Below are 18558 nucleotides of genomic sequence, written 5' to 3'. Positions count from 1 at the left end.
CCCAAAGTTATAGCAAAAGCTCTGTTAAAAATAATCCTGGGCTTGGTTATCTTGGTAGTGATGCTAGCGGGGGGACTCGCTATCGCTTTGCGTTTTCCGGGGGTACAGACCAGAATAGCCCAAAAAGCAGCCGGCATTATCTCAGAAACCATTGACCACCAGGTCACCATTAAATCTGTAGACGTCAAGTTCTTCAAAAGCGTGGTGCTAGACACCGTACGCGTGCTGGACCGCCAAAAGAAAACGCTTTTCTACGTTGGCCAGGCCGAGGCCGACATCGGGTTTTTCAGGTTGTTTGAAGCCGGATGGCAGCAGGTGCCTATCCTGGGAATCCAAGTGCCCTTGCCCTATATAAAGGTGCAACCCAACCGGTTGGATATCACCTCCCTTACCCTCACAGACCCAGAGGCTAACCTCATCCAGTACAAAGGCACAGACTCGCTCAACATGAGCACGTTTATTTCTTCCCTAGCCAAGCTTATCAAAAGCGATTCCACGCAGGCCAAGAAACCCTTCCATTTTAAGATAGACCAAGTAGTCATTAAAAACGGGCTTTTCACCTACCATGACTACAATGAGCCTTTCACTGACTATGGCCTGGATTACCAGCACATGGACCTGGAGAAGATCAACGGCAAATTCTCTGACATCAACCTGAAAGGTGATACCATTCAGGTGTTGGTCACGAGTCTTACCACCAAAGACCGTACGTCTGGCACCTACCTCAAGGACCTGGATACGCGCATGACGTTTGCCCCCACGTTTTGGGAATGGGACAAGCTTAACCTGCGGGTGAACAACAGCCACCTGGCCAACTATGTGCGGTTTGACTATCAACGGTTCGGCAATTTTGCGCAGTTCAATGACAGCATGAACGTGACGGCCACCTTTGACAGCACCTACGTGACCTCAGATGACATTGCTCTATTTGCCCCGGTACTTAAAGACTGGAACGAGGAAGTGCTGCTTTCCGGTAAGGCGAAGGGAAAGGTAAAAGACTTCAGGGCGCAGGACGTAGACATCCGCTACGGGCAATACACCCACATTACCGGTGACATTGCCGCCGAGGGGCTGCCCAACTTCAGGAACACCTTCACGGATCTGCATCTAGGGCCCAGCACCCTCAACGCCCGCGACCTGCGCAAGTTTATTCCCGCAAAAGCCTATCCCATGGCGGCCCGGGCCGGAACCGTGCGGCTGGAGGGCGATTTCACCGGCTTCTACAATGACTTTGTGGCCAACGGCTCTTTTAAAACCCCGCTCGGGAATCTGGTGTCTGACATTAACCTCAAATTTGATAAGAATAACGCTGACCAATCCTCTTACAGAGGCTACCTGAAAACGAGCGGCTTTGACGTGGGCGGGCTGCTGGGGGACCGGAGCGTGATCAAGTCGGTGGCTATGGATGGGCGGGTGCAGGGCAGCGGCTTTAGTCTTAAGACGGCCCATCTCAAAGCAGATGCCACCATCAACTCCTTAAACCTGAACAACTACAACTTCCGCAACATTGTGGTCAACGCTGACCTGAGCCGCCAGACTTTTGACGGCGACATCAAGATCAATGACCCAAACCTAAGCCTTTCCGCCTCTGGGATCATCAACCTGCAGAACAACCAGCACGTCTTTGACCTGAAGACCAACATCAAACGCGCCGATTTGCGGGCTTTGGGCCTCACCAAACAAGGCGTGGTGCTCTCTACCACCGCCGATGTGGATTTCAATGGCATTGACCTGGACAAAATCTACGGCATAGCCGATTTCAAAAATACCCGCCTCCTTTACGGCGGCAAGGAAGTGGCCATTGACTCACTTTCCGTGGAGTCCCATTTCCATGACGGGATAAGGGAACTGCACGTAGGCTCAGAGGTGCTGGCCCTGCAGGCCGGAGGAAATTTCCTTTACTCCCGGTTTTTCCAGGACCTGGAAACCCTGTACGAAGAATACCTGCTGAACCTGGAAAACAACCCGGCGCGCATAGCCAGCTATTACCGCCGAAAACCCGCTACCCCACCCTCTTCTTATGAAGTAGACTTGTCAGTGCATTTGCGCCATATCAACCCCGTGCTGCATGCTTTTGCCCCAGATGTCTCTATTTCAGACTTCTCCACCATGCACGGCACCTTCCGGAATGGGCCCACCTCGGTGCTTACCCTTATCAGTCAAATAGACACCGTTCTCTACAAAGACAATGAGTTCTACCACAACAACATAGAAATAACCTCCTCTAAGCTTTGGAACAGCCCAGACGTGCTGGCCAACGCCATTGTTACTTCAGAGCGCCAGAAATTGGGCAGCGCCGGCAATACAGAGAAACTGTATGTGGAAGGGGTTTGGAATGAGCGGCTCATCAGTTTCTCCAGCAACATAGCCCAAACAGGCACTACCAACCGGGCCAACATTAGTGGGAACGTGGCCTTCGCCCTGAACAAGGTGAACCTGGTCTTTAACCAGTCTAACATCAACATTTTGGACAAGGTCTGGACCATCTCCCCCAACAACACCATTGTATTTGGGGGCAAAACCATCAATTTCAACAACATCACCTTGTCTAACGGGCCGCAAAGCGTTAACATCTCGGGTACGCTCTCCCCCAATCCGCAAGACCTGGTCACCGTTAACCTCACCAACTTCCGGCTGGAAAACCTCAACCCACTGCTGCCAGAAAAGATCAACGGCAACCTTAACGGTGAGCTTTACCTGAAAGACCTCTACAAAGACATTCAGCTTTCGTCACGGCTGGCGGTAGACTCCTTTACGGTGGGCAACCAGTACATAGGCAACGTGGCCGGCACCACCACCTGGGACAATGGGCAGAAACGGATGAACGTGGACCTGGGCATAAGCCGTGAGCAGCAGAAAGTCTTAACCCTTACCGGCACCTATAATCCTTCTGGCGGCAAACAGGAACTAGACATGCTGGCCGTGATGGATGACGCCCAGCTTAAACTGGTGGAGCCTTTCCTCAAAACCATTATGTCTGACATGGGCGGCACCATGGACGGGCGCGTGCGCATTACCGGCCGGTTAAGTGGCCCAATTCTAAAAGGCTCGGTGATGGTTTCTGAGGGGTCTTTTGTCTTCAATTACCTCAACACTAAATATACGTTTGCAGACCGTGTGTATTTCAGTGAAAATGAGATTTCCTTCCAGAACGTGCGCCTGCGAGATATCTACAATAACACAGCAGTGCTGAATGGCGGCATTTTCCATGATGGATTTGACAACATGGTGCTGGATTTACGGGCCCGGTTCAACCGCTTCATGGTCCTGAACACCACCCGCGCCGATAACCCGCTGTATTATGGAACCGCTTTCGCCACAGGTGAGGTCACCGCCCTGGGCGCTACAGATAACCTGCAGGTCAATATCACGGCCCGCAGTGATGAAAGAACCAGTATCTCCATTCCCCTGGACAATACCACCGCCCTGGAACGGCAGAATTTTGTCACGTTCGTGAACCGCAACCCAGCCAAGCAGGACAGTACGGGCACCGCCACCCCGCTGGTGAAAACCGGGCCAGACCTGAGCGGCATCCGGTTGAACTTTAACCTGGACGTGAATGAGAACGCCTATATTGAACTGATCTTTGACGAGCGTACGGGTGATATCATTAGGGGCCGCGGCCGGGGGAACATTCGCATGGAAATTGACACCCGCGGCGAATTTGCCATGTACGGCAACTATGAGATCTTGCAGGGCCGCTACAACTTTACCATGCTAGGGCTGGTGAACAAGGAATTTAACGTACGGCCCGGCGGTACGGTCACCTGGAACGGAGACCCGCTGGAGGGCCTGCTCAACATCACCGCTACCTATACCCAACGGGTATCTCTAGAGCCTATTCTAGCTTTAAGCCAGCAGCAGTCCCAGAGCGCCGCGGCCCGGTCACGGTACCCAGTTATGGCCGTAATGGACCTGGACGGCCCCCTGACTACTCCCCAGATCCGTCTGAACCTGGAGTTCCCGGATACCCCTAACCTGCTGGAGGACCAGATTACCCGTTACCTGAACAACATTAGGAATGATGAGCAGGAGCTGAACCGCCAGGTCTTTTCGCTACTGGCGTTCAAGCGCCTTTCGGCACAGGATGAGTTCCAGGTGGGTCTGGTAGGCGACTTGGGCAGTAGCGTAGGCGAGCTTTTCTCTAACCAGCTCAGTTACTGGCTTTCGCAGATAGACACCAACCTGGAGGTAGACATTGGGGTGAGCGGCTACGGCGACCAGGTACTGGATGATGTGCAGCTGCGCCTGAGCTACACCTTTTTGGAAGGCCGCCTGAAAGTGACCCGCGAGGGAAGCGTGAACAACAACCGTTTCGGAAACAACCGCTCCACCGCCGCCGGCGACTGGTCTGTGGAATACTACCTGAGCAAAAGCGGACAACTGCGGCTACGGGCCACCTATGAAACCACCCCACGTGACTTTGAGGCCAACACCACGGCTAGCCGCCAAACCATAAGCATTTTGCATCAGGCCAACTTTGATCAATTTGGGGAATTGTTCCGCCGCCGGAATTTGAGTAAACGCGCCCGCCGGGCCCTGGAACGCCAGCAACCTGACTATAACATAGACCCGGATAACCGTACACCGGTGCCGCCCAAGGTGCTGCAATAGGTGAAAAGCCCTGTCCAGCACCAAGGTTTATACCGGGCGTTTTAAGCCCGTTTTTGAGAAAACAGGTTAAAAACAGCCGGCGCCCGGTGCTTCTTCTAAATAATTACTATTTTTGCGAGCATACTTCTTTATGGCAGCAAAACCGCTTAAACATACCCGCAAGAAAAAACTGGGCAATTACCCCCACACCATGGTGATGTTCAGCATCACGCTGGCGTTGTTTGTGATAGGCTCCTTTGGGTTACTGCTCATCCATGCCAACAAGCTTTCCAACATGGTAAAACGCAACATTGAGGTGCAGGTGTACCTTGACCGCGATATTACCCCCCTGGAAATTGAGAAACTCAAAAAGACCCTGGCCCGCAAAGAATACATTGCCTACGAAGGCACTACGCCCCAGGTAAGTTTCCTTTCTAAGGAGGAAGGCGCACGGGAGTTCATTGAGGAGAGCGGCGAGGATTTTCTTTCCTTCCTGGGCGAAAACCCTCTGCGGGACGCCTTTATCCTGCGCATTAACCCAGATTTTTCTACCTCTGGCCAACTAAAGAAAATCAAACAGGACCTGCAGAATACGCTGGGGGTGTATGAGGTGGACTACGTAGAAAGCCTTATAGATTCCATCAACCAAAACCTGAAGCGTTTGAGCATTGTACTCATTGGGTTTGCGGCTATTCTGGTACTGGTGGTAATTATTTTGATCAACAACACCATAAAACTGGCTCTCTTCTCACAGCGTTTCCTGATCAGGAGCATGCAATTGGTGGGTGCCACCTCTTTCTTTATCCAGCGTCCGTTTTTGAACCGGGCCACGTTCCAGGGAGTAGTAAGCGGCATTCTGGCCTCCCTCCTGCTATTTGGCCTTCTGCAGTATGCCTATCATGAGATTAGTGAGTTATATGTACTGCGTGATGAGCAGCAAATGCTCATTCTCATGGCCTCGCTTATGATTCTGGGCGGTGTTCTGGGTTTTTTCAGCTCTTACCGTGCGGTCAAGAAATACCTGCGGTCCTCTTTAGACGATCTTTATTAACCGATATCCTTTATGGAAAACAAGAACCCCACCTCCTTTGCCTTCGGCAAGCGTAATTACCGCATCATGCTGGTTGGCATACTGGTTATGGCCATTGGTTTTATCATCATGACCCTGGACACCGAACCCTACGGCTATGGTTTTCTGGGCTTAACCTTAGGACCTATTGTGCTGGTGATAGGATTTGTGATCCAGTTCTTTGCCATTTTGGTTAAACCCCATAAGACGATTAAATGAGTATTTGGCAAGCCATAATCCTGGCCATTATTGAAGGGTTAACCGAATTTCTTCCGGTTTCCTCTACCGGGCACATGGTCATCGCGAGCAGCCTTATGGGGATCAGTGCCTTTGAATTCACCAAGATGTTCACGGTCACTATCCAATTTGGGGCTATCTTGTCAGTAGTGGTGCTGTACTGGAAACGGTTCATTAACTCCGTTGATTTCTACAAGAAACTGCTGGTGGCGGTAATACCGGCCCTGGCCATAGGCTTTGTGCTGAAAGATTACGTTGACGCCATGCTAGAGCGCGTGGAAGTGGTGGCTATTAGCTTACTTCTTGGTGGTGTGATTCTGATCTTCGTGGACAAGTGGTTCAAGGAGAAGGAGAACCCGGTGACTACGCCCAGTTACAAGAACGCCCTTATTATTGGCTTGTTCCAGTGTATTGCCATGATCCCCGGCGTTTCCCGCTCAGCGTCTTCCATCATTGGGGGCCTTACCCAGAACATGACCCGCAAGGCCGCCGCCGAATTCTCTTTCTTTATGGCCGTGCCCACCATGCTGGCCGCCGCCACTTACAGTGTTTTGAAAGACCTGCTGCACCTGGAAATCTCTGACGTGGTAAAGCTGGATTTTCCCAAAATAGGGAAAGCCCTGGATGCTATCACGGCTCAGGAATGGCAGGCCTTGGCCATTGGCAACGTGGTGGCTTTTCTGGTAGCCATGGCAGCCATCCGGTTTTTTGTGGGTTTCCTGACCAAATACGGCTTCAAATTATTTGGCTACTACCGCATAGTGGTGGGGCTGGTAATTCTGCTGTTATTGGGTCTGGGTATTGAAATTAAAATTTGATGCAAGAAGCTCCTTATGACTTTGAAGCAGGCGCTATCCTGCTCCTGGACAAACCCCTTACCTGGACCTCTTTTGACCTGGTAAAAAAAACCAAGTTTGCCCTTAAGATTAAAAAGATTGGCCACGCCGGTACTTTGGATCCATTGGCCAGCGGCTTGCTGATTATGTGCACCGGTAAGTTCACCAAACGCATTGAAGAGATTCAGGCGCAGGAAAAGGAATATACCGGCACGTTTACCATTGGCGCCACTACCCCGTCCTTTGACCTGGAGACCGAAGTAGACACCACCTTCCATACCGAGCACATTACCCCAGCCATGCTGGAGGAAGCCGCGCAATCTTTTGTGGGCGAAATAGACCAGGTGCCCCCTATTTACTCGGCCGTAAAAATAAACGGGGAACGTGCCTATGCGCTGGCCCGCCGGGGCGAAGACGCTGAGATCAAGTCTAAACGCATCACCATCAAATCTTTTGACTTGACGGGCATAGAGGGCAACCAGATCCATTTTAAAGTAGTTTGCTCCAAGGGCACCTACATCAGGAGCCTGGCCCGCGATTTTGGCTTGAAGTTAGGCTGTGGCGCTTACTTGTCTAAGTTGGTGCGTACCCGTATTGGGGAATACCGCCTGGAAGATGCCATGGATTTAACCCAACTTCAGGAACTCCGCGAAAAACAACTGGGATCAGCATGATCGTTATCCGGGAGCTTAGTCAATTTCCTTCGCTTGCGCATGCGGTGGTCACCTCGGGCACGTTTGACGGCGTGCATGTGGGCCACCAAAAAATCTTATCCCGGCTCATAGAAACCGCCCGCCAAAGCCACGGGCAAAGCGTGGTTATTACCTATTGGCCTCACCCCCGCATGGTCCTGCACCCCGAAGATAATTCCCTGCGGTTACTTTCCACCATTGAGGAACGCATTGAGGCCCTCCGCCTTTTTGGCGTGGATTACCTGCTTATTCTTCCCTTCACCCGTGAATTTGCCCAACTTTCTTCTGAAGAATACATCCAGCAGATTCTCATCAACACCATTCATACTAAAAAACTGGTGATTGGCTATGACCACCGGTTCGGGAAAAACCGCGAGGGTGGTTTTGAGTACCTGCAGCAGAACGCCGGCCGTTACGGATTTGAGGTAGAGGAGATTCCCCGTCAGGATGTAGATGCCGTGGGAGTGAGTTCCAGCAAAATCAGGACAGCCCTTGAAATGGGAGACGTAGAAACGGCCACCCGCTACCTGGGCCGCCCCTATTCTATTACCGGCACTGTGGTGCAGGGCAAACAGCTGGGCCGCACCATTGGTTTTCCCACGGCCAATATAGAGGTGTCAGAAAAGACCAAACTGGTTCCTGCCCATGGGGTATACGCCGTAAAGGTGAAAACCAGCCAAGGCGACTACAAGGGTATGCTTAACATTGGCACCCGGCCCACAGTAGACGGCACCCATCAAACCATTGAAGTACACCTGTTTAACTTTCAGGCAGATCTGTACGGCCAGGAAATCACCGTTTCCTTTATGGCCTATCTTCGCCCCGAACAGAAGTTTTCAGGGGTAGAGGCACTTACCCTGCAACTGCGGCAAGACCGAACCCTGGCCTTACAAGTGTTAGGATAAATCTTCTAAATCCGTAACTTCACCACGGGCTTTCACGAAAGAGACAGAGGGGATGCAGCCCTGTATTCAGTTTCTAACCAAACCTTGGTCTTGTTATGTTCAAAAGCATTCTAGCTGTGCTAGGAGGAACCGCTATTGGGGTATTCTCCATTAGCCTTATCCAGTACCTGAGCCAACAGATATACCCTCCCGACCTGAATCTGGAGGAAACGGAAGCCGTGACGGCCAGCCTTACCAATGCCCCTACCCCGGCATTGCTGCTGGCTTTGTTTTCCTATGCGCTGGGTTCCTTTTTTGGCGGTATGGTGGCGGCCCGTTACGCATCCTCAAGGCCGGTGCTGCACGCCCTTTTGGTAGGCCTGCTTCTAATGGCTATGGGCATTGCCAATCTGGTGGCCCTCCCCCATCCTACCTGGTTTTTGGTGGCCTCCTTATTGGTTTTCCTGCCCATGTCCTTTTTCGGTGGCAATATGTCGGCCCGCAGAATGCCGTGAAACCTGTTTTGGGCCCGTTTTTTAAGAAACAGGCCCAAAACAGGTTTCAGTTTAAACTGGCCTTGGCCATGGGCCTTTGATTGATTAATCCTTTCATCAAACACTTTACAGATTTTTATGATAAACAAAGTGGTACAAGATGCCGCCGCTGCCTGCCAGGATATTCCGGACGGCGCTACGCTTATGCTGGGTGGTTTTGGGTTGTGCGGTATTCCAGAGAACAGCATTCAGGAATTATTGCGCAAAGGCGTGAAAGAGCTTACCTGCATCTCCAACAATGCCGGGGTAGATGATTTTGGCATCGGTCTGCTGTTGCAGAAACGGCAGGTGAAGAAAATGATTTCCAGTTATGTGGGCGAAAATGCCGAGTTTGAACGGCAGCTTCTCTCCGGGGAACTGGAAGTGGAACTGAACCCCCAAGGCACCCTGGCCGAGCGCATACGGGCCGGAGGAGCCGGCATTCCCGCCTTCTTCACTCCCGCCGGCTATGGCACCGAGGTAGGTGAAGGCAAGGAAAGCCGTGAGTTCAACGGTAAAATGTACCTAATGGAAACCTGGCTCAAAGCCGATTTTGCCATTGTCAAAGCCTGGAAAGGAGACACGGCCGGCAACCTGATCTACAAAGGCACTGCCCGCAACTTCAACCCCATGATGGCCGCCGCCGGCAAGATCACCATTGCTGAAGTAGAGGAACTAGTACCCGTAGGCGAACTGGACCCGAACCAAATCCATACCCCCGGCATCTATGTCCAGCGCATCTTCCAGGGCAAAGACTATGAGAAACGGATAGAGCAGAGAACCACGCGTTAATGTGCTAATGTTTTAATGTGCTCATGTGCTATTCAATTAGACATGATTTAATTAATTACTAATGGAACGTGAATCTGTTGGAAAAGGAAATGCCATAGTGGCCAAGTCATTTGACTTTGCTTTGTCCATTGTAGCTTATTCAGAAGCATTAGAACAATTACGCAAGTACGTAGTGGCAAATCAACTATTGAAAAGCGGCACTTCCATTGGTGCGAATATTTGGGAAGCCCAACATGCTGAAAGCAGAGCAGATTTTATCCATAAACTCAAAATTGCCGCTAAAGAAGCCAATGAAACGGAGTATTGGCTATTGCTGTGTAAACACAGCGAGCAGTACCCTGACATTGAGGATAGGTTAGACAAGTTGTTAGAACTCCAGAAGCTGTTATCCAAAATCATCTCTACTGCAAAAGGAAAATAGCACTTTACACCTTAAAAAGTTTTTAAAATAGCACATCAGCACATTCTTAATTAGCACATTATGCTTGATAAACACGGCATTGCCAAGAGAATAGCCCAGGAATTGAAGGAAGGCTATTATGTGAACCTGGGGATTGGGATTCCTACCCTGGTGGCCAATTACATCCCTGAGGGGATGAACGTGGTTTTGCAGAGTGAAAACGGTTTGCTGGGCATGGGCCCCTTCCCTACCGAGGACCAGGTGGACCCTGACCTCATTAACGCCGGAAAGCAAACGGTTACCTACCTACCCGGCTCGGCTTTGTTCAGTTCCGCGGAGAGCTTTGCCATGATCAGGGGCGAGCATGTGGATTTGACCATCTTAGGTGCCATGGAGGTATCTGAACAAGGGGATATTGCCAACTGGAAGATTCCGGGTAAAATGGTGAAGGGCATGGGCGGCGCCATGGACCTTGTGGCTTCGGCCAAGAATATCATTGTGGCCATGCAGCATACCTCCCGCGACGGGCAATCCAAGCTTCTGAAAAAATGCAGCCTGCCTATTACCGGGCTCCAATGCGTAAAGAAAATAGTCACTGATCTAGCCGTGCTGGAGGTAACTGAAGAAGGCTTCAGGTTGTTGGAGCGCGCACCGGGCGTAACGGTAGAGCAGATTCAGGCAGCCACCGAAGGCACGCTACTGGTGGAAGGGGAAATACCTGAGATCAACGCCTAGCTCCTCCACATCATCCTCAGAAAAGGCCCTCTCTTGCAGGGGCCTTTTCTGTTTTAAGCCCGTTTTTCGGAAATAAGGCCAAAACCACCGTATACGGGTACAACGTAAAGCGGAATCCTAGGACGGGTTTCGTAACTTTGAAATAAATGCAGCCGGCTTAAAAACCAGAAGAGACCAAGTTTTGGTGTCTTTCCGGTTCTATTTTAGCCCTGGCCCGCCTTAATTGAAACAACACACCCAACACCATGAGTGAGACTACAGAGCATAAATTAATACTTCGCCCCCTTACCCCTACCGATTACAAAGAGGTGAAACAGATCATGGAATTGGTCTACACCACCATTGGCGGCTCCTGGACCCAGAAAGAATATAACTCCCTGCTAAAGCGCTTCCCGGACGGACAGCTGTGTATTGAAGACAAAGGCCGTGTAGTGGCTGCCGCCCTGAGCTTGATTGTAGCCTATTCTGAATACGGCGACAAGCACACCTACGAACAGATTGTAGGCGGCGGAAAGTTTGACACCCACGACAATGACGGCGACACCCTTTACGGCGTAGACGTGTTTGTGCACCCGGAGTACCGCAACCTTCGTTTAGGACGCCGCCTGTATGACGCCCGCAAGGAACTCTGCGAAAACCTGAACCTGCGCGGCATTATCCTGGGGGGTCGCATCCCGGGCTACCGCCAGTACGCTGACCGCATGACACCCGGCAAGTACATTGAGCAGGTGCGCAACAAGGAGATCTATGATCCCATCCTCACCTTCCAGCTCAGCAATGGCTTCCACGTGAGAAAGATCATTAGAGGCTATATGCCCCAAGACAAAGAATCTAAGGCCTATGCCTCGCTGCTGGAGTGGATCAACGTGTACTATGAGGAAAAAGAGACCTTAGTAGGTGGTACCAAGAAGGTGGTGCGTATTGGCGTAATTCAATGGCAGATGCGCCAGATGACCTCCCTGGAGGACTTTGAGCAGCAGCTGGAGTTCTTCGTGGATACCGTTAGTTCCTACAAGGCAGACATGGTCATGTTCCCCGAGTTCTTCAACGCCCCTTTGATGGCTTTGACCGATGAGAAATCACCATCGGCGGCCATTAGAAAGCTAGCCGATTATACCGACGGAATAAGGGAGCGGTTGATTCACCTGGCCCTTTCTTACAACATCAATATTATTGCGGGCAGCATGCCCGAGTACATTGACAACAAGCTGCACAACGTTAGTTACCTCTGCCGCCGCGACGGGACCTATGACAAGCAGTACAAACTACACGTAACCCCAGATGAGGCGCATTACTGGGGTATGCGCGGAGGCAACAAGCTTAACGTGTTTGACACAGATTTCGGGAAGATTGGCGTGTTGATCTGCTATGACGTGGAGTTCCCTGAGCTGGCCCGTATGTTGTCTGATCAGGAGATGAAAATCCTTTTTGTGCCCTACCAGACCGATACCAAGAACGCTTACCTGCGCGTAAGGCACTGCGCCCAGGCCCGCGCCATTGAAAACGAGTGCTACGTGGCCATTACCGGCAGCGTGGGTAACCTTCCGCGGGTAGAGAACATGGACATCCAGTATTCCCAAAGTGCGGTGTTCTCTCCGTCAGATGTAGCGTTCCCGCATGATGCCATCATTGCTGAGGCCACGCCTAACACAGAGATGACCCTCATTGCCGACCTAGACCTGGACCTGCTCAAGGACCTGAACACCACGGGCAGCGTGCGTAACCTCAGAGACCGCCGGAAGGACTTGTACAACCTAAGCTGGCTGCACCAAAAAGAGGATGATTTAACTGAGATCTAAGCCAGGCATTCCAGGCATATACCAAAACAGGAAAGGCCGCTCAATGAGCGGCCTTTCCTGTTTTGGGCCTGTTTTTCAAAAAACGGGCTAGAAACGGGTTGGGGAATTAGACGCGGGTCTTATAGTTCGTCTCTCCTGGTACAAGGCAAAGAGTAAACCCAGCAGAAAAGAGGTGAGGGCTCCTACCAAAAGGTATTTTTTCAGATTGGGTCCTGTTGGCGCAAGCTTCGGGGCAAAGCCTGCCACCAGATCAAAAACTTCCATCCTTTTCAAGGTGGCTTCTAAATGGGTCTGGCGTTCATACATCACCACACTTTCCTTGTAGAGTTCGGCGGGGTCCAGAGCCTCCCCGTACACAAACCCATTTACTGGTCCTTTGGGGGTAACAGAGGCTTCTTTGATACTGTCTATGGAGGCAATATCTTTCTTCAGCTTGGCTACCAGGCTCTCCAGATGCTCTTTTTTAACTTGTCTCTGTTTAGAAAAATAGGGGTTGGTCTCCAGATAATGGATAATGCCGGTCTCTATGGTGTCCTGAATGGAGTTGCTGTATAACTCAACGTCTATGGCAAACGGGGCGGCTACCAAAATACTGTCTTCCTTTATCTTACCCTGATCAAGACTTCGGTATTGAACAGATTTCATCTTCTCGGCATCCTCTACCCTTATCCTGAGTTTCTTTGCCAGCTCCTGGTGGTTTTTTTCGCTGGCCATCTGGGAAAGATTCCCCACCAGGTCTCTTACTAAATCATTCCTGAACTCAGAGACCAGCACGGTCATGGAATATGCGTAATAGGGCCGGATATTTAGGTAAATCCCGTAGGCAAGGGCTGCACCCAAGGCGGTTACGGTTAGAAAATAAGCCCATTTTCTCAAAATCAGCCTGAAAACGCCAGCAATGAACGCCCAAAGGCCAGAAAAAAGCGCTTTCAACTTTCTCCAGACTTCTCTCAAATCAATCTCATCGGTGGACTTCGTTTCAGGCATTACGGTGGCGGTATAGAGTCTAAGAAACCAATTCTCTCTGCACAAAGCTATAAAATCCTACTGAAAAAAGGTGGCTTCTAAATAGGTAGATAAATTAGGTAAAAAGCCGTTCCTGTTCAGGCTAGGCCACTGGGCAAGGCCTAAAAAGGAGGAAAGTAATTTTTATGTAACTTTGGAGCCCTTCTACCCTACGCCAAGGCTTTGATCCGGAACCTGAAGAATTTTATACAGCGCCAATTAGTGAATTCTGACCTCCTGAACAACAGGATCATGAAGAATTTTGTATCGCTGGGTTCTATTCAGGTCCTCAATTTCCTTTTTCCTCTGTTACTCACCCCCTACCTAATACAGGTGGTGGGCATTAATCACTTCGGGTTAATTTCTTTCTCCCAAGCTTTGATCACCTATTTTGTAACCCTCAATGATTACGGCTTTAACCTAAGCACTACCCGGGAAATTACCCTAAACAAAAACAACAGAAGTAAAATAGAGCAGATTTACTGTGACACTCTTTCCACCAAAGCCTTTCTGCTGGTAGCGGGTTTTCTGGTGTTTCTGGCGTTGGTCCTTTTTCTGTCCAAGGAGCCTGAGACAGTGTACTTTTACCTGTTAAGCTATACCATGGTGGTGGGCCAGTCCCTATTCTCGGTATGGCTGTTCCAGGGAATGGAGGAGATGAAATACATTAGTTTTATCAATGCTTTGTCTAAAGTAGTGACCTTGGTGTTGATTCTGCTTTTGGTGAAGGGGCAAACCGATTATGTGTATGTCAATCTGCTGTACGGGTGTGGGTTTATTGTAGCGGGAATTGCCAGCCTGGGGTTGGCGCAGCGCAGGTACCATCTTAGGTTCAGGTTCAGTCAATGGGCAGCCATTGCTTTTCAGTTAAAAGAAGGTTGGCACATTTTCATCTCCAACTTTTCTGTTACTCTCTACATCAAATCTAATATTGTGATATTGGGCCTTTTTGCCTCAAAAGAGGTGGTAGGGTTTTATAGCATTGCAGAAGGGGTCATTAACATTGTAAGGCAGGTGCTGGTGGTCTATTTCCAGGCTATTTACCCGCACATTTGCCGGCTAGTCTTATTATCAAAAGTAGAAATCAGGGCCTTCGTCAGGAAAATTCATGTACCCTTTTCGCTTATGGTGTTGGTTGGGTGTGCGGGGGTATTTGCCCTTTCCAGATACATTACCATCTACTTTGCAGACTATCCTCAGGAAGAGGTCATAACTCTTATACAGTTGTTAAGCTTTGTGCCATTTATTGTAGTGCTCAACATACCGGCCAATCAATTATTACTGGCGCTTAACCTTAAAAAGGCCTACAGCCGTATTCTTATGGCGGGTTCTGTACTGAATTTACTTTTAAACCTGGCCTTAAGCTATTATTTCCTGGCCATAGGCACGGCGGTTTCGGTCCTGCTCACAGAAGTGTTTATAACCGTCGGTCTTTACGTTATGCTTGAGAAAAACAGTCCTACCTTTACAAATCTGTTCGCCTCCAAAACGGCAGGAAAAGGGACTTTCCTTTCTAATGAAAAAGGCCTACTGTAAATGAGCAACACCGGAACCAACACCTCTCCTTGGGTAAGCATTGTATTATTAAACTACAATGGCTTCCAGGATACTATTGAGTGCCTGGAGAGCCTGCTAAAGCTCGAGCACCGGTCGTTCAATATCATTGTAGTAGACAACCAGTCTTCAGATAACTCCCTGGCGCATATACAGGACTGGCTTTCTGAGAAAATCTCTTTGGCGGCTCTCCCTACCCCTGTAGCTTTTGGAAAAGGTCAGGAATATGCCCACCTATCTTATACAACAGAAAAGGATTGGATGAGCGGCCTGGGTACTCCTGCGTTTATCACCACTATTCAGGCGGGCCAGAATTTGGGGTTTGCCTCTGGCAATAACGTAGGCATCACCTATGCACTTGGGCACTTTTCCCCAGAGTTTGTCTGGCTCCTGAACAATGATACGGTGGTGGCTACTGATAGCTTATCACAGTTGGTGGCGCGGGCGCAAGCGAGCGCAGACTTGGGCCAGAAAATAGGTATCTGGGGGGCCAAGCTTTTCTATTATGACCAGCCCGATACGTTACAGGCCATTGGTGGAAAATTAAACCTTAAGACCCTTTCTACCAGCCACATTGGCGAAGGCTTACCCGATGGGCCTGCCTTCAATACGGAAACCGTGGACCAGGATTATGTGGTAGGCGCTTCTTTGTTTGTGAGCAAAGCCTTTCTGGCAGATGTGGGCTTACTCAATCAGGCGTATTTTCTGTATTTTGAAGAGCTAGATTGGGCCACGCGTGGAAAAGAAAAAGGCTACGGCTTGGGCTACGTCTGGCAATGTCGTGTGTACCACAAAGAAGGTAGAGCCGCTGGCTCCAGCTCTAACGGCAGCAAAAAAAGCGCTCTAGCAGATTACCACGGCATTAGAAGTAAAATCATCTACTTTACCAGCTACTACCCCCAGCGGCGATTACAACTTTATTCCTTGTTGCTGGCTTCCTCGGTGTTGAGATTGGTGCGTAGAGACTTTGGGAAAGCATTTCAGGTATTAAAGCTCATGGTTAGCCCCCAGAAAGGATGAAACTACGGGCAAGGCTTTCAGTTTCCTTAACGGCGGTTTCTTTACTGCTTGTCTTTCTGCTGTTCAGCGGGTTTATCACCAACTTTTTGTCTTTTAAAGCAATAAGTCTAAGCACCCTGGCAGTAGACAGTTTGGTCTTTTTTATGCTAGGCCACTTTGTATTAGTGGTACTATGGGGGTATTATAACCGGGCAACCATTAAGAAAGATTATTTTCTGTTCGCCTGTCTTTGGTTTTTCCTGCTGGTGGCCTCGCTTCTAAAGGTTGCCTTGGTAGATACTAACCCTCTGGGTGAACGGCTTCTGGGGTTAAGGAACAACCTGTTTTATTGCTCCTTTCTGCTGTATATTCCGTTGCTTTTCAACAAAGAGCAGGCTAACCGATCCATTATTAACGTGATGTTGGGTTTGGGCCTTCTACTCTGCCTGTTTGCTATCTTTCAGTTTACCTTCTCCGCAAAATTGCCTTTGTCTATGCTGGCGTTACGCGGCGAAGGGGTTTTCACGTTTTTTAATAAATCATTGGTAAGGCCCACTGCGCTGCTGGGGAACACCATTATTTTCTCCAGTTTCACCATTATCCTTTTCTCTTTCTTCCTGATTCGGTATCTGCACACCAAGGGAACGTTGTATTTAGTCTTTATGGCTATTGCCTGTACCGCTAATTTTCTCACGTATACCAGGGCGGCTTTGGTAGGGTTAGCACTGGCCGGAGGCACTGTCCTCTTTTTGCATTATGGTAAACTCTCGCTCCAGTTTATCATTAAGATTTTCCTGGTGGTAGCAGTTGCCTTAAGTGCTGTTTTGCTGGTGGGATATTTATACAAAGATTCTTTTTTGGTAAGGAGGGTAACCGGCACAGAGGCCAGTACGGTTTCTTCTACTAATCAGCATTTTGAAGAGATTAATAGCTCCATTGACTATTTACGGAAGCACCCATGGGCGGGCGCGGGCATAGGCACTCAGGGCCCAGGGGGAAATATTGAGCATAAGATCATCACAGACGGTTATTGGTTTCAATTATTCCTGGAGAACGGCTTTGTGCTGGGCCTCTTTTTCCTGGCGTTTTATTTTATAAGCTTTCTGTACGCCCTTTTCACCCTTTTCTCAGCTAAAGACCCTTTTCTGAAAGAGTTATGCATTGCCTTCGTGGCGTTCAGTGTTTATTTCTACCTGGCCAATTTCATCAATTCAGCTTTTGTTGGGCGGGTTAACTTTATTTTATACTGGGTAATCTTCAGTATTATTCTAGCCCAGAACTTCATAGTTAAAGACAGGAACCATGCCCTTGCTAGTCATTGATGCCAGAATGATAGATGCCTCCGGTATTGGCGTTTACCTCAGGCATATGATTCCTTTTCTGGCAGAGGAATTTAAGGTAACCTTGTTAGGTGATCCTGCTAAGCTACAGGCTTTGGAGGGGTTATCACAAGTGCAAATCATACCTGCTTTTGCCCCTATTTACTCCATAAAAGAGCAGTGGTCCTTAGTAAAGGCTATTCCAGAGGCAGATCTATTTTGGAGCCCACATTACAATATCCCGTTGTTGCCTATCAAAGCCAGTCGCAGGGTTGTCACCATCCATGACACTTACCACCTGGCCTATAAACACACGCTAACGCTGGCTCAAAAAGCCTTTGCCACTACTTTTCTGAATGCGGCAGTGCGGCTTTCCCACCAGATCATCACCGTTTCTACCTTTTCCAAAGCTGAAATTCAGAAGTATACCCAAGTCTCTGCAGCAAAAATAAAGGTGATCCCTAATGGGCTGGATCATGACACCTTCCAAGTTCTGGGAGAAGGGCCCAGTAAGGAAAAACTAAAACAACATTTACCGGCCCTGCCTGCTTCCTTTATTTTATTTGTGGGCAACGTGAAGCCACATAAAAATCTGAAGACCTTACTACAGGCGTATGCTGCCTTACCTCCTGAGTTACAAGACCAATATAAATTGGTGATTGTAGGTAAGAAAGATGGTTTTATTACCCCAGACGGGGAGCTTACCCAGCGTTTTCAAGAAGACCCAACCCTGGAGGCGAATTGTTTTTTCACCGGGTACGTACCAGGTGAAACCTTGCCCTTATTATATAATTCCGCATCTTTGTTCGTTTTTCCCTCGGTGTATGAGGGGTTCGGACTTCCTCCTTTGGAGGCCATGGCCTGCGGTTGCCCGGTGGTAACCTCCAATGTGGCCAGCATCCAGGAAGTTTGCGGAGATGCCGCCCTATATTTTGATCCTCTGGATTGGAAATGTTTATCGCAGCAGATGGAGAAAGTGCTTACCCATGAAGAAACCAGAGACACTTTGGTGCAAGCTGGCGTAAAACAAAGCCAGACCTATTCCTGGCAACAGGCAGGCCAAGCACATCTGCAGGTTTTCAAAGAAATGGTGGCCCCAGGCACTTAAATA

Annotated in this window: 16 protein-coding genes; 15 read left to right on the top strand and 1 reads right to left on the bottom strand. The window is 49.5% G+C overall.

Translation table 11 applies throughout. The annotated features are described in order from the left end of the window. Positions 1-42 precede the first annotated feature (42 nt). The 11 genes from ACYVJQ_RS07820 to ACYVJQ_RS07770 all read left to right on the top strand — a co-directional run bounded on the left by ACYVJQ_RS07820 (position 43) and on the right by ACYVJQ_RS07770 (position 12570). On the top strand, positions 43-4614 hold the full coding sequence (locus ACYVJQ_RS07820) for a translocation/assembly module TamB domain-containing protein (RefSeq protein WP_460892516.1): 4572 nt from the start codon (positions 43-45) through the stop codon (positions 4612-4614). A 130-nt stretch (positions 4615-4744) separates the two neighbouring features. Beyond that, positions 4745-5644, top strand: a complete 900-nt coding sequence (locus ACYVJQ_RS07815; RefSeq protein WP_460892515.1) for a cell division protein FtsX — start codon at positions 4745-4747, stop codon at positions 5642-5644. A gap of 12 nt (positions 5645-5656) precedes the next feature. After that, positions 5657-5881 carry a DUF3098 domain-containing protein gene (locus ACYVJQ_RS07810; RefSeq protein WP_460892514.1) on the top strand — a complete coding sequence of 75 codons (225 nt, stop codon included), beginning with the start codon at positions 5657-5659 and terminating at the stop codon, positions 5879-5881. Continuing rightward, entirely contained in the window at positions 5878-6717 is an 840-nt protein-coding gene (locus ACYVJQ_RS07805) for an undecaprenyl-diphosphate phosphatase (RefSeq protein ID WP_460892513.1), read from the top strand. The genes ACYVJQ_RS07810 and ACYVJQ_RS07805 overlap by 4 nt, the downstream gene beginning before the upstream one ends. Next, positions 6717-7409: a tRNA pseudouridine(55) synthase TruB gene (gene truB, locus ACYVJQ_RS07800; RefSeq protein ID WP_460893585.1), complete on the top strand. Its 693-nt coding sequence runs from the start codon at positions 6717-6719 to the stop codon at positions 7407-7409. The genes ACYVJQ_RS07805 and truB overlap by 1 nt, the downstream gene beginning before the upstream one ends. Beyond that, complete coding sequence (locus ACYVJQ_RS07795) at positions 7406-8332, top strand: bifunctional riboflavin kinase/FAD synthetase (RefSeq protein WP_460892512.1); 927 nt, start codon at positions 7406-7408, stop codon at positions 8330-8332. Before truB ends, ACYVJQ_RS07795 begins: the two co-directional genes overlap by 4 nt. 95 nt (positions 8333-8427) lie before the next feature. After that, on the top strand, positions 8428-8826 hold the full coding sequence (locus ACYVJQ_RS07790; protein ID WP_460892511.1) for a hypothetical protein: 399 nt from the start codon (positions 8428-8430) through the stop codon (positions 8824-8826). 117 nt (positions 8827-8943) lie between these two features. Next, the gene (locus tag ACYVJQ_RS07785) at positions 8944-9636 is read left to right on the top strand and encodes a CoA transferase subunit A (RefSeq protein ID WP_460892510.1); all 693 of its coding nucleotides are present in this window, start codon (positions 8944-8946) and stop codon (positions 9634-9636) included. A gap of 61 nt (positions 9637-9697) precedes the next feature. Further along, a complete protein-coding gene (locus ACYVJQ_RS07780) occupies positions 9698-10057 on the top strand; it encodes a four helix bundle protein (RefSeq protein WP_460892509.1) in 360 nt (119 codons plus the stop codon). Between the two features lie 60 nt (positions 10058-10117). Continuing rightward, a complete protein-coding gene (locus ACYVJQ_RS07775) occupies positions 10118-10771 on the top strand; it encodes a CoA transferase subunit B (protein WP_460892508.1) in 654 nt (217 codons plus the stop codon). 245 nt (positions 10772-11016) lie between these two features. Continuing rightward, positions 11017-12570, top strand: a complete 1554-nt coding sequence (locus ACYVJQ_RS07770) for a GNAT family N-acetyltransferase (protein ID WP_460892507.1) — start codon at positions 11017-11019, stop codon at positions 12568-12570. Between the two features lie 87 nt (positions 12571-12657). Here the strand turns inward: ACYVJQ_RS07770 and ACYVJQ_RS07765 are convergent, their stop codons facing one another. After that, positions 12658-13557: a hypothetical protein gene (locus tag ACYVJQ_RS07765; RefSeq protein WP_460892506.1), complete on the bottom strand. Its 900-nt coding sequence runs from the start codon at positions 13555-13557 to the stop codon at positions 12658-12660. 270 nt (positions 13558-13827) lie between these two features. Here ACYVJQ_RS07765 and ACYVJQ_RS07760 point away from each other — a divergent pair, with 270 nt between their 5' ends. Genes ACYVJQ_RS07760 through ACYVJQ_RS07745 form a run of 4 tightly spaced genes read left to right on the top strand, consistent with a single transcriptional unit; the run spans position 13828 to position 18555 of the window. Next, entirely contained in the window at positions 13828-15111 is a 1284-nt protein-coding gene (locus ACYVJQ_RS07760) for an oligosaccharide flippase family protein (RefSeq protein WP_460892505.1), read from the top strand. Continuing rightward, entirely contained in the window at positions 15112-16149 is a 1038-nt protein-coding gene (locus ACYVJQ_RS07755; protein WP_460892504.1) for a glycosyltransferase family 2 protein, read from the top strand. It abuts the gene before it with no gap. Further along, the gene (locus ACYVJQ_RS07750; RefSeq protein WP_460892503.1) at positions 16146-17450 is read left to right on the top strand and encodes an O-antigen ligase family protein; all 1305 of its coding nucleotides are present in this window, start codon (positions 16146-16148) and stop codon (positions 17448-17450) included. Before ACYVJQ_RS07755 ends, ACYVJQ_RS07750 begins: the two co-directional genes overlap by 4 nt. Continuing rightward, positions 17431-18555, top strand: coding sequence for a glycosyltransferase family 4 protein (locus ACYVJQ_RS07745; protein ID WP_460892502.1), 1125 nt, complete (start codon positions 17431-17433; stop codon positions 18553-18555). Before ACYVJQ_RS07750 ends, ACYVJQ_RS07745 begins: the two co-directional genes overlap by 20 nt. Positions 18556-18558 lie beyond the last annotated feature (3 nt).

This window comes from Rufibacter soli, assembly GCF_054781795.1.
This window is presented reverse-complemented; position numbering and strand designations above follow the sequence as displayed.

Bases quoted from the DNA above. Each gene is read 5' to 3' on its own strand.
- ACYVJQ_RS07815 (WP_460892515.1), top strand. From the start codon at position 4,745: ATGGCAGCAAAACCGCTTAAACATACCCGCAAGAAAAAACTGGGCAAT.
- ACYVJQ_RS07810 (WP_460892514.1), top strand. From the start codon at position 5,657: ATGGAAAACAAGAACCCCACCTCCTTTGCCTTCGGCAAGCGTAATTAC.
- ACYVJQ_RS07805 (WP_460892513.1), top strand. From the start codon at position 5,878: ATGAGTATTTGGCAAGCCATAATCCTGGCCATTATTGAAGGGTTAACC.
- truB (WP_460893585.1), top strand. From the start codon at position 6,717: ATGCAAGAAGCTCCTTATGACTTTGAAGCAGGCGCTATCCTGCTCCTG.
- ACYVJQ_RS07795 (WP_460892512.1), top strand. From the start codon at position 7,406: ATGATCGTTATCCGGGAGCTTAGTCAATTTCCTTCGCTTGCGCATGCG.
- ACYVJQ_RS07790 (WP_460892511.1), top strand. From the start codon at position 8,428: ATGTTCAAAAGCATTCTAGCTGTGCTAGGAGGAACCGCTATTGGGGTA.
- ACYVJQ_RS07785 (WP_460892510.1), top strand. From the start codon at position 8,944: ATGATAAACAAAGTGGTACAAGATGCCGCCGCTGCCTGCCAGGATATT.
- ACYVJQ_RS07780 (WP_460892509.1), top strand. From the start codon at position 9,698: ATGGAACGTGAATCTGTTGGAAAAGGAAATGCCATAGTGGCCAAGTCA.
- ACYVJQ_RS07775 (WP_460892508.1), top strand. From the start codon at position 10,118: ATGCTTGATAAACACGGCATTGCCAAGAGAATAGCCCAGGAATTGAAG.
- ACYVJQ_RS07770 (WP_460892507.1), top strand. From the start codon at position 11,017: ATGAGTGAGACTACAGAGCATAAATTAATACTTCGCCCCCTTACCCCT.
- ACYVJQ_RS07765 (WP_460892506.1), bottom strand. From the start codon at position 13,557: ATGCCTGAAACGAAGTCCACCGATGAGATTGATTTGAGAGAAGTCTGG.
- ACYVJQ_RS07760 (WP_460892505.1), top strand. From the start codon at position 13,828: ATGAAGAATTTTGTATCGCTGGGTTCTATTCAGGTCCTCAATTTCCTT.
- ACYVJQ_RS07755 (WP_460892504.1), top strand. From the start codon at position 15,112: ATGAGCAACACCGGAACCAACACCTCTCCTTGGGTAAGCATTGTATTA.
- ACYVJQ_RS07750 (WP_460892503.1), top strand. From the start codon at position 16,146: ATGAAACTACGGGCAAGGCTTTCAGTTTCCTTAACGGCGGTTTCTTTA.
- ACYVJQ_RS07745 (WP_460892502.1), top strand. From the start codon at position 17,431: ATGCCCTTGCTAGTCATTGATGCCAGAATGATAGATGCCTCCGGTATT.